The organism is Stenotrophomonas sp. FW305-C-20-S1, from assembly GCF_058783335.1.
The window spans coordinates 27,021-44,445 of the sequence record NZ_JBYTEK010000012.1; the positions used below are offsets into that span (position 1 = coordinate 27,021).

The 17,425-nt window shown below is 66.7% G+C and carries 17 protein-coding genes and 5 tRNA genes; 3 read left to right on the top strand and 19 right to left on the bottom strand.

Annotated features, from left to right (window positions below):
* Positions 1 to 18: 18 nt before the first annotated feature.
* Positions 19 to 660, top strand: a complete 642-nt coding sequence (locus AC3WTC_RS08590) for a flavin reductase family protein (RefSeq protein WP_492711291.1) — start codon at positions 19 to 21, stop codon at positions 658 to 660.
* 46 nt (positions 661 to 706) lie between these two features.
* Here AC3WTC_RS08590 and AC3WTC_RS08595 read toward each other — a convergent pair whose 3' ends face one another.
* The 4 genes from AC3WTC_RS08595 to AC3WTC_RS08610 form a co-directional block, all read right to left on the bottom strand.
* Entirely contained in the window at positions 707 to 1,267 is a 561-nt protein-coding gene (locus tag AC3WTC_RS08595; RefSeq protein WP_154879828.1) for a DUF998 domain-containing protein, read from the bottom strand.
* Between the two features lie 139 nt (positions 1,268 to 1,406).
* A tRNA-Cys gene (locus AC3WTC_RS08600) sits at positions 1,407 to 1,480 on the bottom strand.
* A 66-nt stretch (positions 1,481 to 1,546) separates the two neighbouring features.
* Positions 1,547 to 1,622, bottom strand: a tRNA-Gly gene (locus AC3WTC_RS08605).
* 154 nt (positions 1,623 to 1,776) lie between these two features.
* Positions 1,777 to 1,852 (bottom strand) — tRNA-Gly (locus tag AC3WTC_RS08610).
* A 74-nt stretch (positions 1,853 to 1,926) separates the two neighbouring features.
* Here AC3WTC_RS08610 and AC3WTC_RS08615 point away from each other — a divergent pair.
* A complete protein-coding gene (locus tag AC3WTC_RS08615) occupies positions 1,927 to 2,379 on the top strand; it encodes a hypothetical protein (RefSeq protein ID WP_492711292.1) in 453 nt (150 codons plus the stop codon).
* A 12-nt stretch (positions 2,380 to 2,391) separates the two neighbouring features.
* Here AC3WTC_RS08615 and AC3WTC_RS08620 read toward each other — a convergent pair whose 3' ends face one another.
* From AC3WTC_RS08620 to AC3WTC_RS08635, 4 genes are read right to left on the bottom strand one after another with little or no spacing between them, the layout of a single operon-like run.
* Complete coding sequence (locus AC3WTC_RS08620) at positions 2,392 to 3,303, bottom strand: HlyD family secretion protein (protein WP_492711293.1); 912 nt, start codon at positions 3,301 to 3,303, stop codon at positions 2,392 to 2,394.
* A complete protein-coding gene (locus AC3WTC_RS08625; protein ID WP_049464392.1) occupies positions 3,300 to 4,028 on the bottom strand; it encodes an ABC transporter ATP-binding protein in 729 nt (242 codons plus the stop codon). The genes AC3WTC_RS08620 and AC3WTC_RS08625 overlap by 4 nt, the downstream gene beginning before the upstream one ends.
* A gap of 10 nt (positions 4,029 to 4,038) precedes the next feature.
* Entirely contained in the window at positions 4,039 to 5,178 is a 1,140-nt protein-coding gene (locus tag AC3WTC_RS08630) for an ABC transporter permease (protein WP_492711294.1), read from the bottom strand.
* Positions 5,175 to 6,671 carry a TolC family protein gene (locus AC3WTC_RS08635; protein WP_492711295.1) on the bottom strand — a complete coding sequence of 499 codons (1,497 nt, stop codon included), beginning with the start codon at positions 6,669 to 6,671 and terminating at the stop codon, positions 5,175 to 5,177. The genes AC3WTC_RS08630 and AC3WTC_RS08635 overlap by 4 nt, the downstream gene beginning before the upstream one ends.
* 161 nt (positions 6,672 to 6,832) lie before the next feature.
* Between AC3WTC_RS08635 and AC3WTC_RS08640 the strand changes: the two genes are divergently transcribed.
* The gene (locus AC3WTC_RS08640; RefSeq protein WP_492711296.1) at positions 6,833 to 7,180 is read left to right on the top strand and encodes a hypothetical protein; all 348 of its coding nucleotides are present in this window, start codon (positions 6,833 to 6,835) and stop codon (positions 7,178 to 7,180) included.
* Positions 7,181 to 7,247: 67 nt separating this feature from the next.
* Here AC3WTC_RS08640 and AC3WTC_RS08645 read toward each other — a convergent pair.
* From AC3WTC_RS08645 to AC3WTC_RS08695, 11 genes are all read right to left on the bottom strand, one after another.
* A tRNA-Gly gene (locus tag AC3WTC_RS08645) sits at positions 7,248 to 7,323 on the bottom strand.
* Positions 7,324 to 7,427: 104 nt separating this feature from the next.
* The gene (locus AC3WTC_RS08650) at positions 7,428 to 8,534 is read right to left on the bottom strand and encodes an NAD(P)/FAD-dependent oxidoreductase (RefSeq protein ID WP_492711297.1); all 1,107 of its coding nucleotides are present in this window, start codon (positions 8,532 to 8,534) and stop codon (positions 7,428 to 7,430) included.
* Positions 8,535 to 8,672: 138 nt separating this feature from the next.
* Positions 8,673 to 8,748: transfer RNA gene (locus AC3WTC_RS08655), tRNA-Gly, on the bottom strand.
* Positions 8,749 to 9,010: 262 nt separating this feature from the next.
* A complete protein-coding gene (pgsA, locus tag AC3WTC_RS08660) occupies positions 9,011 to 9,637 on the bottom strand; it encodes a CDP-diacylglycerol--glycerol-3-phosphate 3-phosphatidyltransferase (protein ID WP_025875200.1) in 627 nt (208 codons plus the stop codon).
* A gap of 17 nt (positions 9,638 to 9,654) precedes the next feature.
* Positions 9,655 to 11,499 carry an excinuclease ABC subunit UvrC gene (gene uvrC, locus AC3WTC_RS08665; RefSeq protein ID WP_492711298.1) on the bottom strand — a complete coding sequence of 615 codons (1,845 nt, stop codon included), beginning with the start codon at positions 11,497 to 11,499 and terminating at the stop codon, positions 9,655 to 9,657.
* On the bottom strand, positions 11,496 to 12,908 hold the full coding sequence (locus tag AC3WTC_RS08670; protein ID WP_105163809.1) for a hypothetical protein: 1,413 nt from the start codon (positions 12,906 to 12,908) through the stop codon (positions 11,496 to 11,498). The genes uvrC and AC3WTC_RS08670 overlap by 4 nt, the downstream gene beginning before the upstream one ends.
* Complete coding sequence (locus tag AC3WTC_RS08675; protein WP_134832267.1) at positions 12,905 to 13,393, bottom strand: low molecular weight protein-tyrosine-phosphatase; 489 nt, start codon at positions 13,391 to 13,393, stop codon at positions 12,905 to 12,907. The genes AC3WTC_RS08670 and AC3WTC_RS08675 overlap by 4 nt, the downstream gene beginning before the upstream one ends.
* Complete coding sequence (gene kdsB, locus AC3WTC_RS08680; RefSeq protein WP_025875212.1) at positions 13,390 to 14,163, bottom strand: 3-deoxy-manno-octulosonate cytidylyltransferase; 774 nt, start codon at positions 14,161 to 14,163, stop codon at positions 13,390 to 13,392. The genes AC3WTC_RS08675 and kdsB overlap by 4 nt, the downstream gene beginning before the upstream one ends.
* 75 nt (positions 14,164 to 14,238) lie before the next feature.
* A complete protein-coding gene (gene lpxK / locus AC3WTC_RS08685) occupies positions 14,239 to 15,258 on the bottom strand; it encodes a tetraacyldisaccharide 4'-kinase (RefSeq protein ID WP_025875213.1) in 1,020 nt (339 codons plus the stop codon).
* A complete protein-coding gene (msbA, locus tag AC3WTC_RS08690) occupies positions 15,258 to 17,006 on the bottom strand; it encodes a lipid A export permease/ATP-binding protein MsbA (RefSeq protein WP_492711299.1) in 1,749 nt (582 codons plus the stop codon). The genes lpxK and msbA overlap by 1 nt, the downstream gene beginning before the upstream one ends.
* Positions 17,003 to 17,425, bottom strand: a complete 423-nt coding sequence (locus AC3WTC_RS08695) for an ExbD/TolR family protein (RefSeq protein WP_025875217.1) — start codon at positions 17,423 to 17,425, stop codon at positions 17,003 to 17,005. Before AC3WTC_RS08695 ends, msbA begins: the two co-directional genes overlap by 4 nt.

Consider the following 17,425-nt stretch of genomic DNA (forward strand, 5'->3'; position numbering starts at 1 on the left):
CACCCCACGAGCTCAGGCATGTCACCGGAAGACCTCCAACGCCGCTGCATCACCCCCTCCGTGCTCTACCCGGGAACACCGGTGGTGCTGATGACCACGTTGAATGAAGACGGCAGTGCGAACATCAGCCCGCTTTCGTCATTCTGGGCGCTGGGCGACCGCGTGGTGCTCGGCATCGGCGAACAGGGCCAGGGCTGCAGCAACCTTCTGGCACGCGGCGAATGCGTACTGAACTTCGCAGATGCCACGCAGGCGGCGCAGGTTGAAGCCATCGCCCGCGCCACCGCCCGCACCCCGGTGCCGGAATCGAAGCGTGCCATGGGGTACGTGCATGTGCCTGACAAGTTCGCACTGGGCGGCTTCAGCCGCGTCGATTCGGTGCAGGTGGCACCGCCGGCGATTGCCGAATGCCCGCTGCAGGTGGAGGTCACGCTGCTCGCCTCGCACCGGTCCAGCGGAACGCAGGATCAGGGCTTCATGATCGTCGAAGGACGGATCTGCCGGGTGCATGCGCACGAGGCGATCACCGTTGCCGGTACCCAGCACATCGACGTGCAGCGCTGGACACCGTTGATCTACCTGTTCCGCCACTATGTGGGCACCACCACGCCGGTGGCGCGCAATTTCCGCGCTGACGATCCTTTGCCATTGCCTGCCTGAACCCTTGGCTGCGCACTGCGAACCAGGGGTTGAAGAAGCCGCTGATTCAGACGCGGGATCGACGCAGCTCCAGCGCAGCGAAGGTGTACCAGCCGAACGCCGGCAGCAGCGCGATGCGCTGGGTGAGGCCGCGATAGGGCTCCGGGTCGAATCCGGAAAGCATCAGCCACAGATAGGCCATCCCCAGCAGCGAGATGGCACGCGCAATCCAGGCCATCCGCGTCGACGCAGCAGGGCCCAGCTCGGCCAGGAACAGCAGCGGGGTCAGGATCGAGAAGATGCCGATGCCATAGAGGCCATGAAGCGGGCTGCCCGTGGTGAAGACGCCATTGCTGACCATGGACACGCCGAACAGGATGGAGGTGAGCACCGTGAGCGCGAAACGGCGGCTTTGTGCGAGCAACGCAAGGCTGAAGACGATGATGGCCGAGCCACTGACCACCGCGCCGACCTGCACCGCCTTGGCTGGCAGCCCCGGTATCAGGCCCAGCTCGCTGAGGTGCTGGGAGAGCGGGTGGTAGCCGGGCACGGTGAATGCAAAAGCGATCAGCGCCAGCATGGCGCCGAGAGGAACGTACACCGCCTGCTGGATGGCCAGGTTCCGCACTGCAGTCACCACCGCTGAAGAGGAGTGCGGCGACGTTAGCAGCCGGTCCCGCCGGGTCGCATGTGCAGTTTGGTACCCCTGCTGGCGCCAGGGGTCCGCACAAAGAAAAAAGCCCTGACCGGAGTCAGGGCTTTTCAATTGGAGGCCTCAAGCGGAATCGAACCGCTGTAAACGGATTTGCAATCCGGTGCATAGCCACTCTGCCATGAGGCCAACGTACTGCGATCAGGAACGACGCCCCTGACATGACAAAACCCCGCGATGGGGCCTGTCGGAACATGGAGCGGGAAACGAGACTCGAACTCGCGACCTCAACCTTGGCAAGGTTGCGCTCTACCAACTGAGCTATTCCCGCATAAGCCGTCATGGTACCGGAAGCCCGGGACACACACCAGCCATTTCACAACAGTTTTCACTTTTCTGACTGCGCGAAGAGCCTTGTGGCTCAACGTGCCCCGCCTTGCCGTGGCGAGAGAAAAACAAGGCCCCAACCGGGGCCCTGTGCAATCTGGAGCGGGAAACGAGACTCGAACTCGCGACCTCAACCTTGGCAAGGTTGCGCTCTACCAACTGAGCTATTCCCGCAGATTCTCCGACCTGCGTCGAAGGAGCGCTATTGTGTCCAAATTCCTTCACGCCGTCAACAGTCCGCAGCACCGATGAACCCGCCCACGAGACCTCGTTTCGCCCGCCTGTGCTGGAGCCTTGTCGCCCTGGCCTGGCTTGCGGTGATTGCTGCACTGATCAATGCGGGCTTCACCCCGGACTATTGGATGCTGCGCCACTTCGAAGGCGCAACCCTGCCCTACCCCACCGGCGCGGTCATCCAGTTCGCTGTACTGGCCGGAGCGGAACTGGTGGTCACCGTGCTGATCGTGCGCCCCTGGAAACCAGGGCGCCCGTGGCTGCGACTGCTGATCGCCCTGGTGCTGCTGCTGGCCTGGTCGTTCCCGTGGCTGGCCGCTGCCCTGCACCAGGCACCGGTGCAGGGCATGCATCTGCTGCGCCTGCTGCTGCTCGACCTGGCTGTGCTGCTGGCGCTGTGCGTGGTGTCGCTGGCCAGTGCGTGGCGGGCGTTGACCCGGAAACAGACCCGACGCGCGCGCGCCTAGCGAAGCACGCCCCTACCTGTGGAACTCCACCCGCACATGCTGGCCGACGCGCGCCTTGGCGGCGCTATCGAATTCCAGCACGCACTCCACCACCTTGGCGACGCCGCGCCCTGCGTCCTCGGGCAATCGTGCCTGCGCGAACACCGGGCTGATGCGGACCACGCGTGCCACCGGCAGTGGCTTGCCCTCTGCGCCATCGCTATCGATCACCACCGTCGCACGCATGCCAACCTGCACGGCATCGGCGTAGGCCGCACTCAGCTCGGCACGCACCTGCAACGGTCGCGCCGGCAACAGTGACATCGCCGGCTTGCCGGCCTGCACGAACGCACCCACGCCCGGCACCTGGCCGACCACGGTGCCGGCATCCGGTGCGGTCAGCGACATCTGTCGCAGCTTGAGCCTGGCGTGCTCCAGCTTGTGCTGGGCCATGTCGACCTGCGCTCCGGCCACATCCACATCGGCGCGGACGCCGGCCAGCTGCTGCCTGGCTGCGTCAGCCTGCTGGCTGGACGACACGCCTTCACTGGCGCCGGTGGCCAGGCGGGTGGCGTTGCGCTCCAGTTCGCGCAGCTGCGCCTGGCTGCCCTTCAGTCGATCGGTGGCCAGCGCGAGATCGGCATTGGCCATGCCCACCTCCTGTTCAAGCAGTGCGCCATCCAGGGTGAGCAGGACATCGCCCTTGCGCACCACCGCTCCTTCCTTCACCGGCGCGGTGCTGACCGAACCATCCATCGCTGGTACCAGTGCAATCAGCCCGCCTTCCACATCGATGATGCCGCGCGCGACGGCGACGTTGTCCGCGCTGGCGGCCGTGGCAGCGGTCGGCTGCGCGGGTACGGGTGCATCCTTGCTGCAGGCACCCAGCAGCAATGCCGCGCCCAAGGAGAAGCTGAGGGAGAACAACGGCGGCATTCTGGTCATGGGCTGGGCTCTACGGTTTTGTTCTGGCGGCGGTCATCGCGGACCGTGCCGTCTTCCATGGCGATCACCCGATCCGCATGGCGGATCAGGCGTGGATCGTGGCTTACACACAACACCGTGGCCTGATGCGCGCGTGCATAGCGGTGCAGGATGTCGATCACGCGCTGGCCGTTCTCGGCGTCCAGTGCGCTGGTGGGCTCATCGGCGAAGATCAGCGTGGGTGACTTGGCGAACGCACGGGCGACGGCTACGCGCTGCTTCTCGCCGCCGGACAGCTGTGCCGGGCGCATGTGGCTGCGATGCGAGAGGCCGACTTCGTCCAGCGCCTGCCGCGCCAACGGCTCGCTGTCGCGGTTGCGCATGCCGCGATAGCCCAACGGCAGCTGCACCTGCTCCAGCGCCGTCAGCGCCGGGAACAGGTTGAAGCCCTGGAACACGAAACCGACGTGGTGCAGGCGGAAGCGCTCCACCTCGCTGCGGGTCATGTGGCTGACGTCCTGGCCAAGCGCATGCACGCGACCGCCATCAGGCGTTGAGAGCCCGGACATCAGCGACAGCAGCGTGCTCTTGCCGCAGCCGGAGGGGCCCGATACCAGGGTCAACTCGCCGGGATAGATGTCCAGCGACAGGCCACGCAGCACGGGCACATGCACATCGCCGGACACGAAGCCCTTTTCGAGTGCGTCGGCACGCAGGGTCGGGATCGCGATGGGAGCATTCGTCATCGGTGGCCCCTCAACGCAACAGCAGCGATGGATCGGAACGGACGACGCTGCGCACCGCCATGATGCTCGACAGCATGGCCATCACCGCGACCAGCCCCACGCAGCCAAGAACCACCGTCGGCGTGAGCTGTACCGGTACGCGCTGGGTCTGCGCGACCATCAGCACCACCGCGCTGAAGGCAGCGGCCAGCAGCATGCCGACACCACCGATCAGCACGGCCTGTTCGAACACCACACGGGCCAGCGCGTAGCGGCCTGCGCCGAGCGCATTGAGGGTGGCGTACTCGCGTACCGACCCGGCCACCACTGCGGCAAATGACTGGTTGGTGATCACCGCGCCGACGAAGCAGACAATGACCGCCATGAACAGCACTGCGATGCCGGCGCCGGTATCGAACAGCCAGTACTGCTGCGAACGACTGGCGAACTCCGGCGCTGTCCAGAACTCGACGGGCGTGGCGCGGCCCGTCGATGCACTGAGGCGATCGCGCACGCGCGCGGCCAGCTCCGGTGAGCGCGTGCCCGCCACGAAGTAGGTGCTGCCTTCATGCGGATCGGTTCCGGCGATGGCACGCGCGGTATCCAAAGACGCCAGCACGTTGACACCGCCAAGGCCACGCAGGCCGGGTTGCGCGGCAACCACACGCACGGCCTTGCCATTGATCCACGCGCGGTTGCGATGCAGATCGACGCCCAGAGTATCCAGGTCCGCGCTGTCGACGATCACCGCACCGGGTTCGCGCAACCGGGCACGCAGATCGGGCGACAGGATGCGCGAAAACATCATCGCGTCGCCTGCCGTGGAGATGCCGGACAGATAGACCGACACGTTGCCGGCACCCTGTGCGCTGGAGCGCCACTCGCCATCGACCCACTCGTAGGGTTCGACGCGGGTGACATCCGGGTCCATCCGCAGGCGATTCTCTACATCCGCACTGATCGCATGACCGTAGTTCACGCTCTGCGTGCCGGCAAAGCCCGCCCAGACATCGGCGCTGGACGCCTTCACGTAGATCGCGGCGGTGCCGAAGATGCCCAGCACCAGCGCCGCCTGCACGATCAGCAGCACGCCGGCGAAACACATGGCCAGCACTACCGGCAGGAAACGGCGCCACTCGTAAACCAGGGTCTTGCGGGCAAGCGCGATCATTGCGCGTCGCCTTCAGGCTCGGCTGGCAAGGGAGCACCGCCCACTGCGCGATAGAGCGACGCGAATGCAAGTACGCGAGCACCCTGCGCGCCGATCAGGTCGGCCTGCGCGGACAGCGCGACACGCTGGGTTTCCAACCCGTCGAACTCACTGGAAAGACCAAGCTGCACCTGCCGGGCCTGTCGTACGACCTGCTGCCGGGCTGCTTCGTCGGCCACCTGCAGCGACTGGATGCTGCTGTCCTGGCGGGCAAGGCTGCCCAGTGCACCCTCCACTTCCGCCACGCCCTGCAGCACTGCCTTGCGATATCCCAGCAAGGCTGCATCCAGCTGCTTGTCGTCGGATTGATAGCGCGCGCGACGTTGGCCCCAATCCCACAGAGGGATATCGATGTAGGGACCGATCGATGGGCTGGAATCAGAGTTGGAGCGAGCGTTCTGGGTCAGGTTGTAGGCGTACAGGATGGAACCGCCCAGGCTCAGTTTCGGGAACATCGACGCGCGTGCACTGCCCTTTTCGGCGGCAGCCTGCAGCACATCGGCCTCGGCCAGCAGGATCTGCGGGCGATGGCGCAGCAGATCGGCCGGCACCTGCTGCAGGGTGAAGGCGCTCAACTGCGGTGGCGTGCGGTACGCATTCCAGGCCGGATCCGGACCATCGCGCCCCAGCAGCAGCGCCAACGCGCGCGAGGCGTTGCCCGCGTTTTCATTCGCCTGTGCAATGGCCGCGCGCGTGGCCGCCCGCCGCGCGCGCAGGCGATCCAGTTCACCGGGCTCGTCCAGATGCAGGCGCTGCCGCACCAGGCCCAGTTGCTCGCCACGTGCGTCAACGGCCTGCTGCCTGCCCAGCAGATCCACCTGCGCCTGCGCGACGGAAAGATCCAGGTAGCTGCGCACGACATCAGCGATGACCGCCACCTGTGCCGCATCGCGCAGTGCTTCGGCATTTCCGTTGGCCGCCTGCGCGCCTAGACGGGCACTCTCCGCTGCGCCAAACAGGCCAAGATCCCAGATCGCTTCAACGCCGGCGTGGAAGTACGTGTCGACCGCAGCGGCGTCCTGCACCTGCTTGGCACTGGCGGAGATTTCCGGACGGAAGCGCGCATCGGAAGTGCCCGACAGCAGGCGTACCGCCTGCAACCGCAGGGTGGCCTGGCGCAGGTCCAGATTGCCGGCGACGGCCTCGTCCACCAGCGCGTTCAAGCGCGCATCGGCCAGCACCTTCCACCACTGCCGCGCGTCGACCGCTACGCCCTGCCCTGCCGCGGTCTGACTCCAGACTGCTGGTACGCGATCAGGCAGATCGGGAACCGGCACCGACATGCAGCCCACCAGCATCATGCTGGTCAGCAGCGCCCAGGTACCCAGGACGATGCGTGGGACGACGGCATTCCGTTGCGCGAACGCTGCCGGGAAAGTGATGCGACTGGCCACCCGCCCGCCTTCGTGGAGAGAGAAGCCGAGGAGGCTACGCCGCGATTGTGGAGTGGACATGGAGAATCGGTCGGAGGTGCGTTACAGCGCGTGTGCGGTGCATGCATTGCGAACCCTCGGCCTTTCCACAGCCTTTCATCGGCGCCGCCAAGCTGAACGCTGGACTGTCCGCGGGCGCTGCGGCACATTGTCCTGAACGCTTCCACCGGCAGGCAATACGCTTGAAATCCGCCCTTCGCCGCACGCTCGGCATCTTCGCGACCGTACTCATCGTGGGCACGACGGCGATCTGCCTGACCACTCCGTTGGCGTCGAACGCGGCCATGCTGCTGATGGACCGCAGCAACTTCATTCCCGCGCAGTCGTCGATCTTTTCCTTCGAGCCCTACGTGATCAACGAGGGCTCGTCGAACTACTGGGTGTACGGCCAGGACCGGAACTACTACTACCACTTCACCTACCGGGCCGACGCCCCGTATCTGTACATCACGCGGAAGAACGCCTGCGCCGGCTTCGATCGTGCGGACGTGCGAACCTGGTGCGGTGCGGGCCGAGGCAGCCCGCGCTAGCGCGATCGCAATCCCTTTCCGGTGCGCAAACGAAAAACGCCCCCTTGCGGGAGCGTTTTTCTGAATCTGGAGCGGGAAACGAGACTCGAACTCGCGACCTCAACCTTGGCAAGGTTGCGCTCTACCAACTGAGCTATTCCCGCAGATTCCGTTCGACCTGCGTCGAAGGAGCGCTATTGTGTCGGGATTGCTGCACGGCGTCAACAGGATTCTGCTGCCCCCTCATGAAGCAGCGTTCAGCTTCAGATCACATCCGCACGCCCCGCCGATGGAAGTAGATCTGTTCGGCCAGCCGGCGCATCGGGCCGGTACGCAGCAGCGCATTGACCGGCCAGTCCCGCTGCAGGTGGTCCATTGCCCAGCGCAGCATGCGCTTGCGGTGAAAGGTGGGGGCGGCCTGACGCGCCACCTGCTCTGCGGCTGGCCCCTTGCCGCGCCGGTGCAACCCGATCGCATCACCGATCGCCCAGCCATGCCGCCATGACGAGTGGATGCCGCCGGCCGACAGCGGCGAGACGACACCTGCCGCATCACCGGTCAGGATCACGCCCGGCGCAGTGATCGGGCCATCCGGCAACCCGCAGGGCACCAGGCCCGCGCGGGTGCCGGCAACCTGGGCCGAGTGCGGAAGTCCCACAACGTCGCGCACGTGTTCAAGGAATCCCTCGATATCCGGCGGGCGTGCATGTGCGGGATCATGCCGCAGCGCCAATCCCACCTGCACGCCGGTGGGATTCTGCGCGGCCCAGCCGATGTAGCCGGGTGCGAACCGGCGGCTGACAAAGCAGTGCAAGGCATCGCCTTCCGGCAGCTGCACGCCGGCAAACTCGCGCTCGACGCCATACAGGTTGTCGCGCACCTGGCCCAGGCCTGTGCGCTGGGCAACACGTGATCGTGCGCCATCAGCGCCGACCAGACAGGCCGTGCGCCCCACCCCTTCAACCTGCCACGCGTCGCCGTCGCGGCAGGCGTCGGTGAACGACTGCTGCAGCCGCAGGTCCACGCCACTGGCACGCAGTTCGCTGGCCAGCCAGCGCATCAGGTTCGGCGTATCGGTGGTGAGGAAGTAGTAACCCGGTGCGGTCAGCAGCACGTTGTGCAGGTTCGGCGCATACAGGCGCACGCGTGCGACGCGTTGCACGAGATGATCGGGCATGCGCCCCAGCCAGGTCTGTTCCATCGCCTCCTTCACCACGATTCCGGTGGTGTGCAGGCGTTCGCCAGGGTCGGCCTTGCGCTCGAGCACGCAGACGCGCAGGCCGTACTGAGCGGCGGCAAGTGCGCAGGCGGCGCCGGCGAAGCTGGCGCCGACGATGACCACGTCGTAGTCGTTGGCAGGGGGAGTGTGAGGCATCGCGGCATCACCTTGCTGGATCCGGGAGCACAGCGTCGGATCGGCACATGGTGAGGCGATGGAGTGGCGGTGAAGTGGGGATGAAGCCGCTCCGGCCAAACGAAAAACGCTCCCTTTCGGGAGCGCTTTTCTTGAATCTGGAGCGGGAAACGAGACTCGAACTCGCGACCTCAACCTTGGCAAGGTTGCGCTCTACCAACTGAGCTATTCCCGCTTGGGAGGCGAAATTCTACCTGTTCTGCGCAACGCGTCAAGGCCTTTTTTTCAGGCAGATCGAGAGGGCATGGAATGCGTCATCCACGCATGGCGTGGATCTACCGCAGGCCACATTCCAGGCGATCCACGCCATGCGTGGATGAGGGATCACGCGAAGCCCCACACAGTGCACGCATGCCCAGTAGATCCACGCCATGCGTGGATGATGGCAGCGATGGGGTCAGAGCCCTTTCTCGCGGAAAGGGATCCGACCCCGGTGCTCAGTTGCCCAGCTTCTTCTGCCGCGAACGCTCGCGCGCGGCGCGCTCGTCGTCACGCAGGCTGGGCCAGGCGGCGTGCAGGTACTGCAGGCCCGACCACAGGGTCAGCACCGCGGCAATGGCCAGGGTCCAGTCACCGATATGAAACACCGGCGGGCCCATCCAGATGTCGTCGACCGGAACGTTCGGCGCCACCGAATACAGCAGGCACAGCAGCGCGACCATCTGCGCGGTGGTCTTGACCTTGCCGATCATCGCCACCCGCACCTTGGCACGCTGGCCGAGTTCGGCCATCCACTCGCGCAGCGCCGACACCGCGATCTCGCGGCCGACGATCACCGCCGCCCAGAACGCCATCCACGGGGTCGGATGACCCTGCACGATGAGGAACAGGGCCACCGCCACCATCAGCTTGTCCGCCACCGGGTCGAGGAAGGCGCCGAACGCCGACTCCAGGCCGTAACGGCGCGCGATCCAGCCATCGAGCCAGTCGGTGATCGCGGCCAGGCCGAAGATCGCCGCCGATGCGAAGTTGGTCCAGGTGTAGGGCAGGTAGAACACCAGCACCAGCACCGGGATCATCACGATCCGCAACAGGGTCAGCCAGGTGGGCAGGGTCAACGTCATGCGGCTTTATTCTCTCTCTACTCGGCCGGATCCGGCGCGGCCAACCCGTGCAGGTTAGCGTAGATGCGCGCTGCGAGGGCGTCATTGATGCCTTCGACCTTGGCAATTTCCGCTTCTCCGGCTGCTTTCAGGCCGACCAGACCGCCAAAATGCTTCAGCAGGCTGGCGCGCCGTCGCGGCCCGATGCCGGGGATGTCTTCCAGTTTGCTGGTCATCCGGGCCTTCTGCCGGCGCCCGCGATGGCCAGTGATGGCGAAGCGGTGTGCTTCATCGCGCACCTGCTGGATGAACTGCAGAGCGGGATCGGCCGCACCCGGGCGCAGTTCGCGGCCATCGGGCATCACCAGCGCTTCGTGGCCGGCACGACGTTCCACGCCTTTGGCCACGCCCACCAGCAGCACGTCTTCCACGCCCAGATCAGCCAGCGCCGCCTGGGCCTGAGCCAGCTGGCCGGCGCCACCGTCGATCAGCAGCACATCCGGCAGCACGCCCTGCTCTTCCACTGCACGGCGGAAGCGGCGATCGATCGCCTGGCGCATCGCGGCGTAGTCATCGCCCGGCTCAATGCCACTGATGTTGAAGCGGCGGTACTGCGCACGCACCGGGCCGGCAGCATCGAACACCACACAGGAGGCCACGGTGGCTTCGCCCATGGTGTGGCTGATGTCGAAGCACTCCACCCGCTTTACCGGTTCGGCCAGCCCCAGCATCACCCGCAGCGCTTCGCTGCGCGCGTGCTGCGCGGTGCGGCTGTTGATCTCGGTGGCCAGGGTCAACTGTGCGTTGCGGCTGGCCAGTTCCAGGTAGCCGGCGCGCTCGCCGCGGACGTTCCATTTCAACTGCACCTTGCGCTCGGCCGAGGCCGACAGCGCAGAACCGATCAGATCGGCATCGGGAATTTCGCGGTCAAGCAGGATCTCGCGCGGCGGCTCGAATTCGATGTAGTACTGCGAGACAAAGGCCGCCAGCACTTCATCCGGGCTTTCCTCGCCGTTGGTGCGGGGAAAGAACGGGCGGGTGCCCAGGTTGCGGCCATCACGGAAGGCCAGCAGCATCACGCAGGCCTGCGAGCCCTGCATGGCCACCGCCAGTACGTCGAGGTCGGCCGCGCGGCCGTCCACGTACTGGCGGGTCTGCATGCTGCGCAATGAAGTAATCAGATCGCGCAGTCGCGCGGCCTGCTCGAATTCCAGCGCTTCGCTGGCCGCCTGCATCTGCTCGCCGAGCTCCCGGGTCAGCTCATCGCTCTTGCCTTCCAGGAACATCGCCGCGCGGCGCACCGACTCGGCGTAGTCCGCTGCTGGCACCAGTTCCACGCACGGCGCGCTGCAGCGTCCGATCTGATACTGCAGGCAGGGCCGCGAGCGGTTACGGAACACGCTGTCCTCGCAGCTGCGCAGCTTGAACAGCTTGTGCATCAGGTTCAGCGTCTCGCGCACCGCGGTGACGCCGGGATACGGCCCGAAATAGCGCCCGGGAATGGCACGCGGGCCACGATGCAGGGCGATGCGCGGCCAGTCTTCGCGGGTCAGCAGCACATGCGGATAGGTCTTGTCGTCGCGCAGGGACACGTTGTAGCGCGGCGACAGCGACTTGATCAGCTGGTTTTCCAGCAGCAGCGCTTCGGCTTCCGAGCGCGTTACAGTCACGTCCATGCGCACGATCTGCGAGAGCATCGACATGATGCGCGCGTTCTTCGGACTGCCGTTGAAATAGCTGCCCACGCGGTTGCGCAGCGCGCGGGCCTTGCCGACGTACAACAGCATGTCGTCGGCCGCGTACATGCGGTACACGCCCGGGGCGGTACTCAGCTGGGCCGCGAATGCCTTGCCATCGAAGGTCGGGACAGGAACAACGGTCATTCGCTGATCGGCACTTCGCTGAGCACGCCGCTGTCAGGGTCCAGGCGCAGTACGGTGTGGGAATCGGTTTCGGCGATCCACACCGCGCCGGCACCGACGGCCAGGCCGGCGGGGCCATGCAGGCGCCGCGGCAAGGGCTGGGTGGTCAGTTCGCCGCCGCCCAGGCGCAACGTGCGCAGGCGGCCATTGCCGGTATCGGCGATCCACAACAACGGGGCATCCGGGCTCAATGCGATCGCCTGCGGGAACTGCAGGCTGGCCTGCGCACGCGGGCCATCGTCCTCGCCGAAACGCCAGGTGCCCTGCCCGACCAGGGTCTGCACCAGGTCACCGCGCAACTGCAATGAACGGATCGAAGAGCCCAGCGCATCGGCCACGTACAGCACCTGCTGGACCACGGCCACGGCGGTGGGCTGGGCGAACGCGGCCAGATGGCCACTGCCATCGCGCTCGTCGATGGCGCCGCTGCCGGCGCGCCACTGCAGGCTGCGCTGGCCGAGGTGGTAGCTCCAGATGCGGTTGTCGCCGGCCATGGCGACGTGCAGCTGGTTTTCGGCGATGGCCAGGCCAACCGGATGATCCAGCGCCACCTGCCGTGGCTGCGTCACCGGCCCTTCCACGGGGGCGCCCGGACGGCCGTTGCCACACAGGGTGTCGACCAGGCCGGTCAGCAGGTTGATGCGGCGCACGGCATGGTTGCCGGTGTCCGCCACGTACAGCGACTCGCGCTCCAAGGCCAGCGCCTGCGGCCGGTGGAAAGCGGCTTCGGCGAGGTTGCCGTCCATGAAGTCGGCGGTACCCAAGCCGAACTGACGCAGCACGCGGCCGCCATGACTGCATTCCAGGATGCGGTGGTGGCCGCTGTCGGCGATGTACAACCGTTCCTGGTTCACCGCCAGACCCATCGGGAATCGCAGCGCCTGGCGGGGTTCGGGGTGCAGCTCGCTGCCGCCACGCGAAGGGGCCGACGGCGCACCCTCGCAGAGGGCATTCAGGGCCCGCTCCAGCTCGCCGGGCACGCCCTGGCCGATCAAGCGCTGCTGTTCGCGACCCTGCGCGTCCAGCAGCACCATGGTCGGCCAGGCGCTGACGCCGAAGCGGCGCCAGCCATCCCAATCGGCATCAAGCAGCACCGGCATGGTCAGGCCCTGGCGGCGCAGCAGTTTCAGCGCAGCCGTGGCATCACGCTCGAAGTCGAAGCGCGGCACCTGCAGCACCAGAGGTTGCAGCTTGCCGGGGTGGCGTGACAGCCACTGGCTGAACTCGGCCAGCCGTTGCGCGCTCCATGCGGAAGCCGCGTTGACGAACAACAGCGCGACCGGCCGGCCACGCAGTTCGGTCAGGGTGCAGGGCGCGGCATTGAGCCAGGCGGCGAACTCGGGCAGGTCCGGGACGGGCTGGATGTTCATGACCCGATTATGCCGGAGTCGGCGTGATGCAACAGGCGTGCCACGGTACGTTCGGCAGCAGCGTCGACCAGCGACCAGACCTGTTCGAAATGATCGCTGCCACCGGTATAGGGATCGGGAATCGCACGTTCGCCCTGCCCGCCCGACCACGGCAGGTACAGCGCCAGGCGCTCGCGCTGGGTGGCGGTGGCAAGGCGTGCGGCATCACGCAGGTTGGCCTCGTCGGCGCACAGGATCCAGTCGAAAGCGTCGAAGTCCTGCGGCTGCAGCTGCCGCGCGCGCAGGCTGCCAAGGTCCACCCCGTGTCCGGCCGCGCATGCAATGGCACGCCGGTCCGGTGGCTGGCCCACGTGCCAGTCGCCGGTACCGGCCGAATCGACCTGTACCCGCCCAGCCAGCGCCGAGGCATCCAGGCGGGCACGCAGCGCGCCTTCGGCCATCGGCGAGCGGCAGATGTTGCCGAGGCAGACGACCAGCAGCCTCATCGCGCGGCCATCGCCTGCAGCAGCGTTTCAGCGCGCTGCAGGTCTTCAGGGGTGTCGATGCCCGGCGGGAAGGGTTCGGGCGAGATCGCCACGGCAATTGGATAGCCCGCTTCCAGCACGCGCAACTGCTCCAGCGATTCCACCTGTTCCAGCGTGCCCGGCCGCATCGAGGCGAACTGCTGCAGGAAACCGGCACGGTAGCCATAGATGCCGATGTGGCGCAGCCACTGATGGCCTTCGGGCAGGGTGTCGCGGCTGCGGGCGAAGCCATCGCGATGCCAGGCGATGGGCGCACGGCTGAAGTACAGGGCCTCGTTGCGCACGTTGCGCACCAGCTTGACCACGTTGGGGTCGAACAACGTGTGGGCATCCTCGACCGGCGTGGCCAGGGTCGACATCGGTGCGCTGCCCGCCACCAGTGCCTCGGCCACGGCGCGGATGCCGGCAGCCGGCGCGAACGGTTCATCGCCCTGCAGGTTGACCACCACGGTGTCATCGGACCAGCCCGCAATGCGCGCGCACTCGGCCAGGCGATCGGTACCCGAGGCATGCGAGGCAGCGGTCATCGCCACCTTCACTTCCGCCAGGCCGGACAATGCGTCGGCAATGCGCTGGTCGTCGGTCGCGACCCATACCTCACCTGCGCCGGCCTGCAGCGCGCGGCGGGCCACATGCAGCACCATGGGCTCTCCGCCCAGCAGGCGCAGCGGCTTGCCCGGCAGCCGCGAAGCGGCATAGCGGGCCGGGATGGCAACAACGAAGTCGGTCATGCGGGCGGTACTCGGCAGGCGCGATACAGCAGGAATGCGGCCGGCGGCGTCCATTTGCAAGCGCCGCACGGCCCCTCAGTTCGGTCGCAGCTTGTCCAGGCGATCGGTCAACGCGATCCAGAAAGCAGCAGGCATCTCGGCGCGCAGCGGCACCGCGTACTGCCAGTCATTGGCGAACGCGCGGCACTTCACGGCATCCTTTTCGGTCATCAGCACCGGCAACTGGCTGCCAAAGGACAGATCCTGCGGCTGGTAGGCATGATGGTCGGCGAAGGCGTGCGGCACCACGCCGATCGCACGCGCGCGCAGCATGTCGAAGAAGCGTTGCGGATGGGCGATGCCGGCCACGGCATGCACGCGCTGGCCCGCGAAGTACGAAAGGGGACGTGCGCGCCCGCCGGCCAGCGGCTGTGCACTGTCGATGTGCAGGGCCATCGGCCATTGGCCGAAGCCACAGGCCTGGGCAGCCGCCGCTCCATCCGCCTGGCCCAGGTTGACCACCCGGAAATCGCATTCCGCTGCGCGGCTGACCGGCTCGCGCAGCGGGCCGGCGGGAATCATCCGGCCATTGCCATAGCGGCGCTGGGCATCAACCACCTCGATCTCGATGTCGCGCGCCAGCCGGTAGTGCTGCAGGCCGTCATCGCAGACGATCACGTCGCAGCCGGCGGCGATCAGCGCCTTGCCCGCTGCCACGCGGTCACTGTCCACGCGTACCGGCACGCCGGTTTTCCAGGCGATCAGCACCGGCTCGTCGCCCCCCAGGGCGGTCGGCGTATCGGCTTCCACCCAACGTGCCTTGTCCGCTTGTTCACGGCCGTAGCCGCGGCTGGCGACACCGGGCTTCCAGCCTGCGGCCCGCAGGCGCTCGACCAGGGCGATGGTCAGCGGCGTCTTGCCGGTGCCGCCGGCGGTGATGTTGCCAACCACGATGACCGGCACCGCCAGCGCATGGCGCTTGCGCCAGCCACGCCGGTACAGGCGCCGGCGCAGCGCGGTGACGCCGGCATACAGCGGTGCCAGCAGTCGCATCGGCCACGGAGCCGGGCTGCCGTCGTACCAGTACGGCGGGGTCTGGGTACCTTTGCCCGCCATCAGTCCTGCCTTTCGCGGAACTGCATGTTGTGCAGGTGCTGGTACAGGCCGCCCATCGACAGCAGCTCCTGGTGGGTGCCGCGTTCAACGATGCGGCCATGGTCCATCACCAGCACCTGGTCGGCATGCTCGATGGTCGACAGGCGATGCGCGATCACCAGCGTGGTGCGCTCGGGCATCAAGCGCTGCAGCGCATCCTGCACCAGGCGCTCGGATTCGTTGTCCAGCGCCGCGGTGGCCTCGTCCAGGATCAGGATCGGTGCGTCGCGCAGGATCGCGCGGGCGATCGCCAGGCGCTGGCGCTGGCCGCCGGACAGCAGCGCGCCATTCTCGCCTACCGGCGTCTGCAACTGCTGCGGCATGCGTGCGATGAACTCCCAGGCATTGGCCGCCTCGGCAGCCGCACGGATCTGCTCGTCGGTGGCATCCATGCCATAGGCGATGTTGGCCGCGATGGTGTCGTCGAACAGCATGACCTTCTGGCCGACGATGGCCACCTGCCGGCGCAGATCGGCCAACGGATACTCATCCAGGGCAACGCCGTCGAGCAGGATGCGGCCACCGTTGGGTTCGTAGAAGCGCGGCACCAGCCGGATCAGGCTGGTCTTGCCGCTGCCGGAACGACCGACGATGGCGGTGACCATGCCCGGCCTGGCAACGAAGCTGATGTCGTCCAGGGCGATGCCACTGTCTTCACGGTAACGCAGCATGACGTGCTCGAAGGCCAGTTCGCCGCGTACGCGCTGCACCGCGTGCTTGCCCTCGTCGCGCTCGACCGGCATGTCGATGATGCCGAACAGGCGCTCGGCCGCAGCCACACCGCGCGAGATCGAAGTCTGCACGCTGGTCAGCCGCCGCAGCGACGGAATGATGGCCATCATCGACGTCATCAGGCCCATGAACTGGCCCGCATTGAGCTTGCCGGCCAGTGCCTCGCGGGTGGACACCCAGACGATGACTGCCAGCGCCAGCGCCGCCAGGAACTGGACCACGCTGGAGGCCGCCGCGCGGGTCACTTCCACCTTCATGTTCAGCGCCAGCATGCGGTTGGCCAGGCGCGAGTAGCGCGAGATCTCGTGCTGCTGGGTGCCGTGCACCTTCACTTCCTGCTGCGCGGCCAGCGACTGCTCGGCAGTCTGCGCCATGGTGCCCATGCCGTCCTGGATGCCGCGGCTGATGCGCCGGTAGCGCTTGCCCACGTAGGACACGATCACGCCGATCAGCGGCACCACCACCAGCATCGCCAGGGTCACCTTGACGCTCATCTGCAGCATCACCGCCAGCATGGCGATGATGGTCAGGGTATCGGCCACCACGGTCTTCAGCGCATCGGCACTGGCCTGGGTGACCTGTTCGGTGTCGAAGTTCAGGCGGCTGACCATCACCGGCGTCGCCTCGGCATCGAAATGCGAGGACGGCAGGTGCAGGTACTTCTGCAGCACCTGTTCACGCAGGTCGCGGACCACGCTGCGGCCGGTCTTGGCCAGCGTGTAGTCGCTGACCCAGGTGGCCACGCTGCGCATCAGGAACAGGCCGAGAATGGTCAGCGGCAGGATCACCGCCATGCGCGGCTCGGGGTTGACGAACCCGCGGTTGACCAGCGGTTCCATCAGCTTGGTGAAGTGATAGCCGGCCAGGGCTTCGACCACCATCGCGATGACCGCGCCGATCATGAACACCCAGTAGGTGCGGGTATAGCCCAGCAGTCGTTTGTAGATCGGCCACACTGGCGCGTGATGGGAACTCATGGACGCACCTCTGGCGCTGTTGCAATGGCGATACGACGGAAGCCGAGCTGGCCCAGCGCGTCCTGCGCGGTGACCACGGCCTGGTAGGGAGTGCGCGCGTCGGCACGCAGCAGCACGGTCTGTTCGCGGTCGCTGCCGGCGACGGCCGCAATGGTCTGCTTGACCGACTCGACGTCGCTGCGCAGCACTTCCTGATCGTTGACGAAGTAGCGGCCGTCAGCGTTGATCAGCACGCTCAGCGAGCGCGGCGGCTCGTTGGTCTGCTGCTGGCTGGCGGTCGGCAGCTGCACCTGCAGGGTCGATCGCGCGTCGAAGGTGGTGGTGACCACGAAGAAGATGATCAGCACCAGGATGACGTCGATCAGCGGCACCAGGTCGATATGCGGCTCATCCTGGGACCGGTCGTTGCCGATACGCAT

What these genes read in the sequence shown, in the direction of transcription:
- AC3WTC_RS08590 (WP_492711291.1), top strand. Translation starts at nt 19, where the DNA reads ATGTCACCGGAAGACCTCCAACGCCGCTGCATCACCCCCTCCGTGCTC.
- AC3WTC_RS08615 (WP_492711292.1), top strand. Translation starts at nt 1,927, where the DNA reads ATGAACCCGCCCACGAGACCTCGTTTCGCCCGCCTGTGCTGGAGCCTT.
- AC3WTC_RS08620 (WP_492711293.1), bottom strand. Translation starts at nt 3,303, where the DNA reads ATGACCAGAATGCCGCCGTTGTTCTCCCTCAGCTTCTCCTTGGGCGCG.
- AC3WTC_RS08625 (WP_049464392.1), bottom strand. Translation starts at nt 4,028, where the DNA reads ATGACGAATGCTCCCATCGCGATCCCGACCCTGCGTGCCGACGCACTC.
- AC3WTC_RS08630 (WP_492711294.1), bottom strand. Translation starts at nt 5,178, where the DNA reads ATGATCGCGCTTGCCCGCAAGACCCTGGTTTACGAGTGGCGCCGTTTC.
- AC3WTC_RS08635 (WP_492711295.1), bottom strand. Translation starts at nt 6,671, where the DNA reads ATGTCCACTCCACAATCGCGGCGTAGCCTCCTCGGCTTCTCTCTCCAC.
- AC3WTC_RS08650 (WP_492711297.1), bottom strand. Translation starts at nt 8,534, where the DNA reads ATGCCTCACACTCCCCCTGCCAACGACTACGACGTGGTCATCGTCGGC.
- pgsA (WP_025875200.1), bottom strand. Translation starts at nt 9,637, where the DNA reads ATGACGTTGACCCTGCCCACCTGGCTGACCCTGTTGCGGATCGTGATG.
- uvrC (WP_492711298.1), bottom strand. Translation starts at nt 11,499, where the DNA reads ATGACCGTTGTTCCTGTCCCGACCTTCGATGGCAAGGCATTCGCGGCC.
- AC3WTC_RS08670 (WP_105163809.1), bottom strand. Translation starts at nt 12,908, where the DNA reads ATGAACATCCAGCCCGTCCCGGACCTGCCCGAGTTCGCCGCCTGGCTC.
- AC3WTC_RS08675 (WP_134832267.1), bottom strand. Translation starts at nt 13,393, where the DNA reads ATGAGGCTGCTGGTCGTCTGCCTCGGCAACATCTGCCGCTCGCCGATG.
- kdsB (WP_025875212.1), bottom strand. Translation starts at nt 14,163, where the DNA reads ATGACCGACTTCGTTGTTGCCATCCCGGCCCGCTATGCCGCTTCGCGG.
- lpxK (WP_025875213.1), bottom strand. Translation starts at nt 15,258, where the DNA reads ATGGCGGGCAAAGGTACCCAGACCCCGCCGTACTGGTACGACGGCAGC.
- msbA (WP_492711299.1), bottom strand. Translation starts at nt 17,006, where the DNA reads ATGAGTTCCCATCACGCGCCAGTGTGGCCGATCTACAAACGACTGCTG.
- AC3WTC_RS08695 (WP_025875217.1), bottom strand. Translation starts at nt 17,425, where the DNA reads ATGCGTATCGGCAACGACCGGTCCCAGGATGAGCCGCATATCGACCTG.